Annotated in this window: 6 protein-coding genes and 2 pseudogenes; 4 read left to right on the top strand and 4 right to left on the bottom strand. The window is 34.1% G+C overall.

The window, feature by feature from the left end; all coding sequences use genetic code 11:
- Positions 1 to 144: 144 nt before the first annotated feature.
- On the bottom strand, positions 145 to 333 hold the full coding sequence (locus QMF37_RS16645; protein ID WP_058385815.1) for a hypothetical protein: 189 nt from the start codon (positions 331 to 333) through the stop codon (positions 145 to 147).
- 251 nt (positions 334 to 584) lie between these two features.
- Between QMF37_RS16645 and QMF37_RS16640 the strand changes: the two genes are divergently transcribed.
- Entirely contained in the window at positions 585 to 1,202 is a 618-nt protein-coding gene (locus QMF37_RS16640) for a recombinase family protein (RefSeq protein ID WP_283478931.1), read from the top strand.
- 205 nt (positions 1,203 to 1,407) lie between these two features.
- Here the strand turns inward: QMF37_RS16640 and QMF37_RS16635 are convergent, their stop codons facing one another.
- Complete coding sequence (locus QMF37_RS16635) at positions 1,408 to 2,778, bottom strand: hypothetical protein (protein WP_283478930.1); 1,371 nt, start codon at positions 2,776 to 2,778, stop codon at positions 1,408 to 1,410.
- A gap of 566 nt (positions 2,779 to 3,344) precedes the next feature.
- Here QMF37_RS16635 and QMF37_RS16630 point away from each other — a divergent pair.
- On the top strand, positions 3,345 to 4,055 hold the full coding sequence (locus QMF37_RS16630; protein WP_283478929.1) for a zinc ribbon domain-containing protein: 711 nt from the start codon (positions 3,345 to 3,347) through the stop codon (positions 4,053 to 4,055).
- A gap of 521 nt (positions 4,056 to 4,576) precedes the next feature.
- Here QMF37_RS16630 and QMF37_RS18325 read toward each other — a convergent pair.
- Positions 4,577 to 6,153: pseudogene (locus QMF37_RS18325) on the bottom strand (IS3 family transposase).
- A 55-nt stretch (positions 6,154 to 6,208) separates the two neighbouring features.
- On the opposite strand from QMF37_RS18325, the pseudogene QMF37_RS16610 reads away from it, so the two are divergent.
- Positions 6,209 to 6,820: pseudogene (locus QMF37_RS16610) on the top strand (transposase); the annotation flags it as partial.
- A 146-nt stretch (positions 6,821 to 6,966) separates the two neighbouring features.
- On the opposite strand, the gene QMF37_RS16605 reads toward QMF37_RS16610, so the two are convergent.
- The gene (locus QMF37_RS16605) at positions 6,967 to 8,853 is read right to left on the bottom strand and encodes a ThiF family adenylyltransferase (RefSeq protein ID WP_283478925.1); all 1,887 of its coding nucleotides are present in this window, start codon (positions 8,851 to 8,853) and stop codon (positions 6,967 to 6,969) included.
- A 765-nt stretch (positions 8,854 to 9,618) separates the two neighbouring features.
- Here QMF37_RS16605 and QMF37_RS16600 point away from each other — a divergent pair.
- Positions 9,619 to 10,854, top strand: coding sequence for an MFS transporter (locus tag QMF37_RS16600; protein WP_283478924.1), 1,236 nt, complete (start codon positions 9,619 to 9,621; stop codon positions 10,852 to 10,854).
- Positions 10,855 to 10,856: the final 2 nt, after the last annotated feature.

The following is a 10,856-nucleotide window of genomic DNA, read 5'->3' as shown; positions in this document are numbered from 1 at the left end:
CGACACCAAACAAGAGAACTTGGCTGATATCTAGCTGCTCGCCTAATAATTACGGTTATTTAAAGTTTGTAAAACTACTCTCTTAAATTTTTTGAATGTAACTTAACTGCACATAAGTTACATTCAATTCCTTGATATTCTATGCTATTTTGGTTCTTCTGTTTCTATGAGCTTCTTGCAGATATATCCGACAATGTATTCCCTCTTTGTTATTTCTTCAATATCCTGATTTTCCACTAACTCATCTAGTACCTGATCTAACTTTTTCCATAGCTCTGTATTTTCATATTTTTCATATGGATGTGTCATTCTACTATTTACCTTCACTTTCATTTTGTATCTCTTCTCTATAATACTTATTTTACCATTCTTGATTTTTATAGATAGAGTCAATAAACTATTTCTCGTGAAAAAAGCGTTCGCAAAAGTACACGTTTACGAACGCTTTAAAAAAGGCTGAAAACGACTAAAAAGAGCGTTCGTAAATGTATCAAATGACTTTACGAACGTCCGTGAAATTGCATATACTTTTACGAACGCTTTTCAGGTATAATTAAGAGAAACAATCGTTTAAGAGGTGCATTATGGAACATCGCAAATTTGGCTACATACGTGTCAGCAGCAAAGATCAGAACGAAGGCCGTCAATTGGAAGCTATGAAAAAAATGGGCATCACTGATCGGGATATTTATTTGGATAAGCAAAGTGGTAAGAACTTTGAGCGCGCGAACTATCAGTTACTCAAACGGGTTATTCGAAAAGGAGACATTTTGTATATCCACTCGTTAGATCGGTTCGGGCGGAACAAAGAAGAGATTCTCCAGGAATGGAACGATCTTACGAAAAATATTGAAGCCGATATTGTGGTGTTGGATATGCCGTTACTCGATACGACCCAATATAAAGATAGTATGGGAACATTTATTGCAGATTTGGTATTGCAGATTCTTTCGTGGATGGCTGAAGAGGAACGAGAACGGATCCGGAAACGGCAGCGCGAAGGAATCGATTTAGCCTTACAAAATGGCATTCAGTTTGGCAGACCGACTGTTTTTGTATCTGAGGAATTTAAAGAGGTTTATAGAAAATGGAAAGCTAACGAGCTAACAGCGGTACAAGCTATGCGACAAGCTGGAGTTAAGAAGACTAGTTTTTATAAATTAGTCAACGCACTCGAAGAAACATCCGTTAAGACTATATAATAGAAGAAACTATCATCTCTCCTTATACTTTTTGTACTGTTAACTATAGCTGAAAAGCCGTAGAATGATTTCCTAGTGCAATCATTCTACGGCTTTTATGATTTTGAAGCAACTTGATCAGTAATTATATGCTCTTCTTATACTGACTTTAGATAATTTTTTATAAAAAGCTGTAGAAAGATTTCCCCATTTTAATTTAACAGAATTATTCTATTTTAGTTATATAACCATCATTTACATTTGCATCAAAGTTACCATCTGAATTTAATACGCTGAACGCAGTTTTTCCGTTTTCTTCTTTAAATATAATTAGCTGATTCGAAATAGGTTCGTAAAGATATATGTCGCCATTTTGATTAATGTACTTTTCACCCTTATAAGGTTGTAAAATTTCTGCGTCAAACTGTTCTTCTTCTATATCCATAGTAATCAAATCGACTGTATTATCATATATAATAACAACCTTTTGATCATAATATAAATTTGTAAAATCTGAAGAGTATTCTTCATCAACTTTTTCTTCAATAGGATTACCCCATTTTTCCAACACTTGCTCTTTTTCATGACCAAGTGATATTCCATTAATGTGGAACTTATGGTCTTCAATAGTAAGGATACTTGAAGAAGTGTCAGAGGAGTTTGCTACCTCGACTCTTTCTTGCGCCCCTTTCAATAAAAAAATATTATCAAATGAATTCTTTAAACGATCAACTAGACTTTCTTGTTCTTCTAATGTCGTTACCCTTTCTTCTGCTAATTGCTCTAAACGAGAATAGCTCTTCATAATATCGTTCATTTGAGATAAAGTGCTATCCGGAACCTCATAAAGAACTTTATAGGGTTTGGAAAAACCATTTTGTAGTGTATATTCCTTTGTCTCGCCTGGTAATACATTAATACTAAAATCTCCTGGGGAAGTGAATTCGGTTTCAAAAGTAACTAAAACAAATTCTTCTTTTGTGTAAGAATCTATAACTCGGTATTCCCAATCATTAATCTGTTGAGCAAGATAACCTGAAAATCCCTGCAAATAGGATTCTGTCCAGGCAATTTCATGAGGATAACTTTGTTTTAATTGTTCAATATTTTCCAGCAAATTTTCCTTATCTGTATCAATACTTTGAAGATTCGAATCTATTTTTAGATATTTTTCTATATCTGATTCAATTTCTTGTAGTGTGTAAGCATTGTTATCAGTTTCCCAATGTTTTATCAACTTCAGAATCAGATCCCAGCTTTGCGTATCTACTAAATCTCTAAAAATAGTATTAACCATAGCATAGAAATCTGGATTATCACTTTCAGCTATAGCTTGGATTATAATCTCAATCTGTTCTTCTTTCGCTATGGTCTCTCGGTTCTCGGTAAAAAATTGGTGGAGTCCCTCATAATCGCGAGCTTGAATTAATTTTTTAATCTTTTCCTCGAAGTTTTCCATAGGCACCTTAACTTCTGAAGTTGGCGACTCAGAAGCTGGACTGCATGCTGATAGTAGGCTTAACAGACTAAGGCTTAGCACTATTATAAACCAGACTTTTTTTTGTTCTTTATTAAGCCAATGATGATTTTTCAACATTTGAACTTCCCCCCCTATAAATAAAAATTCAAATAATTTTCTTTATTATTCATATATCTCTTTAAAAACAAGCAATAATACAACCGAATTTCAAATCACTTTTTTATAAGGTTTTTAAATTCCGCAGAATCCTTTTATGAACTTTGTGTCGTGTAACGCATCACCCTAATAATACCTTATGATTAAATAACTAACAATCTATTCCATTTTTAGTTTTTAGATCTTAATTAATGTATTATCCAAAATCATTTAAAATTTTACACAGATAGAAGGGCATGTTAGCTGTGCTTAATAAGAGCCATCCAGCTCACATGGCTTGTCAGCAGAGAATCCATGTAAAATAATAAAAGGAAGCTTCACCAAAAAAGTGCAAGACTCCTATCTTACTGCATTTCTATGCACTACCTTTTTGCAATACATAACAACATTACCAATACATTATTTTATGTAAAAAAATAGATATTTTGTAGTTCTAATTTGTTATAATATGATTGGAAGAATAGGAATTTAAAAATAATTTCAGAAAAAAATTCTATGATTGACAATAAGCTGAAAGGTGGAATTATATGTATTGTGTGTTTTGTGGAGAAAAACTAGAAGAGAATTTCATTCACTGTCCTCATTGCGGTAATAAGGTAATTAAAATTGCTATTAACCAAAACTTTGTTTCAACACCAGTTAATGAACCTGCACCTCGAAAAGTAATTGAAAACAATGGAAGTGAAAATGCCGTTACCTCTTCTGATGAGGTATTTTGGAAGCATATACATAATGTAAAGAAAATTAGTAAACCTGTATTTTTTATTCTTTGTATTATCTTTTTTTATGTTGGTACTTATTTGACTATTATTCCTAATACACCGAATATTTTAGCCTTAATCTTGTTAATAGTTTTATTAGCTTTAAATTTCTATTTGGTCAATGCATATGGACGAAATCTAAAATCTTTATTTCAAATGTTAACAGTAACATTTTTTTCCACTTTCTTTTCAATATACGTTAACTATGACTACACTGTAGAAGAATATATTAATAAAATATTAGGCATAGATGGAATCTTAGATGATACTTTAATGTATGCTACCTTTTTGACGGGACTAAGCGCCCTCTGTTATTATGCTATGTTAGGATTGCATATGGTCGCAGACCAGGATCCGGAGCTAGAAAATAATAAAGTTAGTAAGGAGTCTGAAGGCTCGCAGGAAGATACATTTAAATCCTATAAGCATGTAAAAGGTGAAGGCCTTATAACATGGTTAAAGAAAGAACTTTTTTAAATGTTACCTAAGATATACGTTTCATAAGATTGAAACTTTTATATTGAACATGATATTTAAGAATTGATTGGGCAAAACTGTTCACTTTATTCTAGCGATTACACCTCCCCATCTCTTTTCAAAATCATTGTGAAACAACATTTATGATAGATTGATTTTGAAAAAAGTAATTGAACAAAGCAAAAGAGCCAGAGAAGATAATTTACGCCTCCTTCTCTGACTCTTATAAACCATCCTTTTTGATTCATTTGCCAACTCATATTAATTCCTTTATTTTCCATACGGACATATACTCTGCTGCAACGTGGTATACATCAGTTATACCTGATAAATAGGGAATTTTATAATGGCGTTATTGGTTTTTTTAATCACCGGCAGTGACACACCGCCAACCGTCTTAATATAATTCAGAATAATTTAACTTGAAAATTTTACAATACTATTTATCATTAATTAATTTACTAATGATCGGTATTTGTCAAGATAGTTGTCGCATTTCTCTCTTTTGTAAAAGCTGACGTTTATTCCACCTGATGCTTACGCAGCTCGTTGGTTCGCATTTTTTCTTTCATTGGATTCAACGCAACGGATTCATGTGGATCCCAGTTTCGCGTGGTTCCTGTCCAGCGTTCGGGATGTTGCTGCTTGGCCTGTAAGTAAACTTCGTGGCGACGATTTAGTACATCCACATGTACACCCGTGTGGCGCTGTTCAGGCGTGACGAAGTTGATGCCGCTGTGCTGATGCTCGTATGTATGCCACTGGACAAATCGGGCAGTCCATTCCCGTGCAGCTTTAAGCGTAGCGAATCCGTTATAAGGAAACTCCGGCCGGTATTTGAGGGTCCGGAAAATGGCTTCGGAATACGGGTTATCATTACTGACCCGCGGTCTGGAATAGGAACTTTGGATGCCCAACTTTTCAAGTAACACCTGAAACGTTGCGGCTTTCATCGGACTGCCATTATCGGAGTGCAGCACCAGCGGCGCTCCGTGTATTTTTTCGCTGACGACCGTTTTCCTGATCAAGTCGGCCGCATGATCGGCGTCTTCCATTTCCTACACTTCCCAGCCGACAATCTTCCGGCTGAACAGGTCAATGATTAAATAAAGCCGGTAGTAAAGCCCTCGCACCGGGCCTTTCAGCCAGGTGATGTCCCATGTCCAGACCTGGTTGGGGGCGATGGCCAAATAGCTCTCCGGCAATTTCGTTTTCGGACGCTTGCTTTGACCACGGTGTTGCTGCATCTGTTCCTGGCGTAAAATGCGATACATTGTCGATTCGGAAGCGATATAGATCGACTGATCGGCGAGTTTCGGCACAATCTGGGAAGGTGGCAAGTCCGCAAACTCTTCTTTTTTCACGACTTCCAAAACTTCTTTTCGCTCGGCTTCGCTTAATTTATTTTTGGGGACCGGCCGTTCGGCATAGGGGCGTTGATCTTCTTTCACCTCGCCACCCGCAACCCAGCGTTCATAGGTGCGCACGCTGAGATTCAACACCTGACATGCTTGGGCCAAACGGGCTCCGCCGCGGTTCGCTTCCTGGATCAGTTCTACTGCAAGACGGCGATCTGACGGGCGAATCATTCGTCCTCTGGATCCCCCCAAATCGCTCGGGCCTTTTTTCGCAGAAGCAATAACGCCGCAGCTTCTGCCAGTGCTTTCTCTTTCTTTCGCAAATCTTTTTCCACTTCAGCTGTCCGCTTTTTTTCTTCTTTCAACTCCTGGAAAAGCCGTTTGGTCTGATTGATTTCACCTGAATTAGCCCCCAAACAACTAGCGTGCCAGGCGTCAATCTGTTCTTTATACAATCCTTTTTTTCGGCAATATTCCGCCAGTTCTGTTTGCGTCATCGAGTAGGTTTCCAACACCACCAGAAATTTATCTTCACTGCTCCAGCGTCCGGAAACCTGGTCGTTTCCCAGTGTGGCCTGTCCAGTTTCGCGCGCCTGCTTTCGCCATTTGTATAACGTCGGTCTCGAAATCCCTAGATCTTCATGAATGCTTTTAATGGATTCATTTTGTGGGGGCATCATCCGGTCAAGGACAGCGTCCTTCATTTCTTTCGTATAGCGTGTTCCATCTTCGTTCTTCATATCGTAAGACCTCCATCTAATTAGTTAAAGTATAATAGGAGAGGTCCGTACGACAACTAGCCTAACTCAGGGGGATCTGAATGACGGAAAAGCCGCCATCCCGTTGCTTAAAGGAATACAGGAACGGCTGGCTTCGCTCAAAATCGATTATGCCACGATGGATGCCGGATACGACTACGCTCCGATTTACGAACAAGTTTACCGGATGGGCGCCCAATCAGTCATTGCCTACAATAAAAAGAACGAACCAGAACCGATTGGGTTTGATCGTCATTTTGCGCCGACCTGCGTCCGCGAACATAGCTACCGATATGACAGTTTCGATAAAAAGCACGAAACCCTTAAGTATACGAGGCCAAGCGAATGCGCGGACTGTCCGTTAGCCCACGACAGCTTGTGCCAAAAAGTATACAAAAAGGAAATCACGGACGATCTCTGCAAATACACAGCGCCGGCAAGAGGCTCGATGAAATGGAAACAGCTCTACAAGGCACGAAGTGCCGTTGAAAGGGTCAATGCCTATTTGAAAGGGTATTCGCTCTTAAATCAGATTTATCATCGCACTGGAAAGAAAGCCAAATTGCATGTCGACTTGGTTCAGTTAGCGTATAACGCATCCAAACTCGCCATCGACCGTTTAAAAGTTCTTCAAACAATCGCAGCGTAATTCACTATTTCATTCGTTTTTTTAAGGAATCATCGACTTTCGGCTCTTCTATGATTTTTTAAAAGTGCGCATTATGAAATTGATTCAATTAATAAGAAAATGAGCAATCGAAATAGATAGATTATTAGAATCAAGTTTAAACAAAATTAATTGACTATTAGATCTTTAGATTGACGTGGTTCAAACATTTTTAAAAAAGAAGCTAAGTTTTTTTCTAAGGCAGATACATATTTGAGATTCTTTAATGGTAATTCTTGATTGATATTTTCATTTAAAAAAATTAAGAGCTCTTCATTTTCTATGTCATGCCACCGCTGAAAAAATTTATTAATTCTCTTATCAAGAGTAAACTTTTCATAATCTAAAGTAATTTTATTGGTCAAATACATATGAATATTCAAAAACATAAAACTTTCTTTAAGCTTAGAGATGAATTCATCCTCTGCAGCAAAGGCAAAAAAGTTAATTTGTTCACTAAATACAAACTCTTCGTGGTCATAAACATCATAATTGTCATTCAAGAAAAATAATGCATGAAAGATCTCATGTAAAAGATTATTGAAAGACATTAGAGAATTATCAATTTCGCAATAAATGTATACGTGGTTTCCATCACTAACTGCTTGAGGAATTTTAGAGCCAAACTTATTGCTGTTGGTATAAATATATCCATGATCAATTAAATTCTTTAAAAAACTATAGTAGTTAGAAGGATAAAATTCTTGAACATATTTCATTAAGAGTTTAAATAACTTCTTTTTGTGAAGATCCTTTTCTACAAAATAATCTTGAACATCCTTGCTAAAAAAATTTTTATATTCTATAAAGGTATCTATTGTTTCTTGACTAAAGTTATTAAAAGAAATGTAATTTGCAGCTTTCAAATCTAATTCAGGTAATCGTATTAAGTTATTTTCTCTTACATTTTGAACTGTAAGTTTATTTATCCAATTTTTATTTGCATCAACTTTTGTATCTTCAGCTTCAGAAAAATTGTATAAATTATCTTTAATTATGGACTCTCTAGACTCATTGTACATATACTCAAATTGAGAGCCAATAAAGTACGAGTTTTTGAGTAAATCAGCCATCATGTAATCTGTTCTATTTAATCCAATTAAATCATCTAGAATAATCTTCATAGTAGCAAACGCAATATGATAAGACTCTAATATTGTTCCGCTATTATCCACAATTACTCCTTTTAAAGATCTATATCCTTTTAAATCTGTTATCAATCCTTTTAAAATCGTTTCAACATTTTCACTATCAACTACGATTGATTCAACGCTAAATACTCTGTAACCACTTAGAATTATTTTTATTTCTTTATTGTATTTAAATACGTTACTTAGAATGTCGACTGTTAACTCGTAGTCATCAGCATACATTAAAAAGTATGTATAATCTTCAAGATTTACTATGGATTTTAAATGATTAAAATCTTGTACTTTTTTATTAATTCCTCTGATGTTTCTGTCTGGAAATTCTTTTTTATATCTTTCTACTAAAACCTCTAGTTTATTCTTCCCAATGTCATGAATAGAAAAGTTTTGAGCAATTATATTATGTTCTTCTACAGTGTCATAGTCCAACAAAGTTAAATTATCTAACCCCATTTTAAAATATACTTCTGGAATGTAACTACCAGCAGTACCTGCGCCTATTAAACAAGTCTTTATGTTGCTGCTTTTTTTTTTATATTCCTTATAAGAAGAATTAGGAAATGCTCCAATAAAATTGTCTAATCTTTTTTCTAAAATACTTACCTCAGTTGTTGACGGTGAAACTTCTATGTAGTTATGATCTAGCAAAAATTCAAGCGTATTCTTTAAATCTTCATCACTAAAGAACTTTAGTTTAGATAATTTATCAAAAGTGCTTGGCTCCTTCAGAGCTATGAGTAGTTGAAATAATTCCTCATCATTAGAACTACATATCTGGTTCTTTAAAGAGTCATTTGTATAATAATTAAATATTCCGTCATCGTTAAAAATCCAAAAAAGACCTTGTTTAACTTTATAATATTTCATTATAAGACCTCCAAATAATTTGAGAGATCTTATAAAAGACCTCTCAAAAATTTTTGATTTGAACAAGTTTTTGAAAATGATATTACTCCCTGGAAACTTAGTGTATTTAAGGTAGGAAGTGTAATAGCACTCCTAACCTTTCTTTAACATAAATAAGTTTCGTTTTCCTACATATCTTCATAGGGAATAATTATTCCTAATAAACTATTATTTTGTATTAGAAATAACAATTTTAATGCCGAATTGCACTGTAGTTTTCGGTGCTTTTTTTGTACTCATTTTCATGTGGGTTACCTCCTGTGTAGATAATTGATTTTGAAAGTTAGATTTATGTAGTGCTCCTAACTTTTATTAGAAATAACAATTTTAATTCCATGTTGCACTGTAGTTTTTGGTGCTTTTTTTGTGTTCACTTTCATGTAAAATTACCTCCTTTACATAACGTTAAAGTTTAAAAATTTTATCCTGCCGAGTCGCATCTTTTTTATAAAAATTACTTATTATTAGAAATAATGATTACAATGCCGTGCTGAACACTAGTTTTTGGTGCTTTTTTTATAGTCATTTTCATACGGAATCACCTCCTAAATTTTCTGACAATTACAATATACATTTAATTTCAATAAATGTAAATAATTATTTTTATCGAATAAAAATAATTTATTGATGAACTAAATTTTTTTATCGTATTTTTAAGTATTGTAATAGTAATGTTTTAGTGTTAAATTATTTTTATCGATAAAAATAATTTAATTGGAGGTCATCATGAATTTTATAAAAGAGAATAATGCAAAGTATTTATTGGCCGGACGGACCACCTCATCATTAGGAGATAGTTTGTACCAAATTGCAGTAATCTGGTATATTTACGAATTAACAGGGAATACAATATTCACTGGTATCGCAGTAGCCTGTATAGCAATCCCTCAAGTTTTTAATTTTCTATTTGGACCATTTATAGATTTAGCTGATAAAAGAAAAATTTTAATAAACTCCCAATTGATTCAATTTTTTATTATGGCTATTATTCCATTAGCAATAATACTAAACTTCGAAAACGTGTACTTAGTTTTAGTAGTAATTACACTGTTAGCATTTGTAGAAAATTTTCAAGGGACCGCTGAAATGAGTATAGTTCCTTTAATAATGCAGAAAAAGAACATTGGAGCATTTAATTCTTTTAATAACAGCTTGCAAGAAATAATAAGCTTAATTATTACAGGTACTTTCTCCCTTATAATTTTATATGTAGGAATAAGAGATATTTATCTGTTTAATGCAATAACCTTTTTACTTGCCTGCCTTTTTTTCACAAAAATTAAGTATGGTAGTTCAAAAAACAAAGCTGTAAAGAATAAACTGAAGAAAATAGATCTTTCCGCATATAAAAGTAACTTAAAAGAAGGAATGTCTTATTTCATTTCTAGTAAACTATTGATTATTACAATTCCTTTCATGTTTGCTAATGGATTAATAAGTGGAATAAGCGCTATCCTACCTGACTTCGCAAACTTTTTAGGCAGCTCTAAATACTATGGATTTTTAATGTTTGCTATTTCTGTTGGCTTATTACTTGGAAGTATAATTAGTCCACTAGTTATGAAGTTTAAAATAGGAACTATCTTTATACTTTTACCATTAGCTACTTCCGCTATTTGGCTTACTGCCCTTTTGCAACCATTTGTAGTGTTAACATTTATCTTATTTGGATTATCAATGGTTCCGTTTGGTATAATGAATATTGTATTTCTAACTCTTAATCAAAATGCAGTTGAAGAACATCTTCTCTCTCGAGTACTCTCTATTAGCGATAGCTTTTTGTTCATTGCTATACCTATTGGAGCAATTGCTGTTGGAGTTATTGCTTCTCTTACTTCTCCACTTCTCACTATGTATTTAGGTGCAGGTTCCTTTATATTTATTGGATTATTTTACTTATTACATCCTACCTTGAGAAACTTACCAGCTATCGAAGATCTAAAATTGTATTCTAAGGAGTAAAA

This window comes from Planococcus sp. S3-L1, from assembly GCF_030063085.1.
GTDB classification, from domain to species: Bacteria; Bacillota; Bacilli; order Bacillales_A; family Planococcaceae; genus Planococcus; species Planococcus kocurii.
The sequence above is the reverse complement of the archived record's forward strand: the minus strand, read 5'-3'. Positions and strand labels throughout refer to the sequence as shown.

Bases quoted from the DNA above. Each gene is read 5' to 3' on its own strand.
- QMF37_RS16645 (WP_058385815.1), bottom strand. From the start codon at position 333: ATGAAAGTGAAGGTAAATAGTAGAATGACACATCCATATGAAAAATAT.
- QMF37_RS16640 (WP_283478931.1), top strand. From the start codon at position 585: ATGGAACATCGCAAATTTGGCTACATACGTGTCAGCAGCAAAGATCAG.
- QMF37_RS16635 (WP_283478930.1), bottom strand. From the start codon at position 2,778: ATGTTGAAAAATCATCATTGGCTTAATAAAGAACAAAAAAAAGTCTGG.
- QMF37_RS16630 (WP_283478929.1), top strand. From the start codon at position 3,345: ATGTATTGTGTGTTTTGTGGAGAAAAACTAGAAGAGAATTTCATTCAC.
- QMF37_RS16605 (WP_283478925.1), bottom strand. From the start codon at position 8,853: ATGAAATATTATAAAGTTAAACAAGGTCTTTTTTGGATTTTTAACGAT.
- QMF37_RS16600 (WP_283478924.1), top strand. From the start codon at position 9,619: ATGAATTTTATAAAAGAGAATAATGCAAAGTATTTATTGGCCGGACGG.